At 52.0% G+C, this 619-nt stretch carries 1 protein-coding gene; it reads left to right on the top strand.

Translation table 11 applies throughout. The features are described from left to right. Positions 1 to 96 precede the first annotated feature (96 nt). Complete coding sequence (bfr, locus tag U4Y90_RS35980) at positions 97 to 573, top strand: bacterioferritin (protein ID WP_321801906.1); 477 nt, start codon at positions 97 to 99, stop codon at positions 571 to 573. Positions 574 to 619: the final 46 nt, after the last annotated feature.

Below are 619 nucleotides of genomic sequence, written 5' to 3' on the forward strand. Positions count from 1 at the left end.
CATCGTCGACACAAATGAGAATAAATCTCGTTTTTGGCATCACATCTCGCAACGTCTATGCTGGGTGTGTGGCAACGCGATCAGGCAGGAGACGGTATGCAAGGCGATCCGAAGGTGATTGACTACCTCAATGCGGAACTAAAAAACGAATTGACGGCCGTGCATCAGTATCTTCTGCATGCTCGTCTCTACAAGCATTGGGGATTCGAGGAGTTGGGCACGCACGAATACAACGAATCGATGGATGAGTTGACGCATGCGGACAAGCTGATCGAACGCATCCTCATGCTCGATGGGCTACCGAATTTGCAGGATCTCCATCCGTTGAGCGTTGGTAAAGATACGCTCGAGGTACTACAGAACGATCTCAAACTCGAGAAGGCGGCTCAAGCCCAATGCAAGGAAGCGGTCGTCTATTGCGAGTCGGTGCGAGACTTCGTTTCGCGAGAGATATTGGTCGAACTCCTCGACGCGACCGAGGATCACATCGACTGGCTCGAGATTCAGATCGGCCTGATCGATAAAATAGGTATCGCGAACTACCAGCAATCCGGTATTCACAAGCTCGCGTGAGGATATGTTGCGGTCTGCGTTTGGGCGCATGCCATCGCGCATCAGG

This window comes from Caballeronia sp. J97, assembly GCF_905220305.1.
Lineage (GTDB): Bacteria > Pseudomonadota > Gammaproteobacteria > Burkholderiales > Burkholderiaceae > Caballeronia.

Bases quoted from the DNA above. Each gene is read 5' to 3' on its own strand.
- bfr (WP_321801906.1), top strand. From the start codon at position 97: ATGCAAGGCGATCCGAAGGTGATTGACTACCTCAATGCGGAACTAAAA.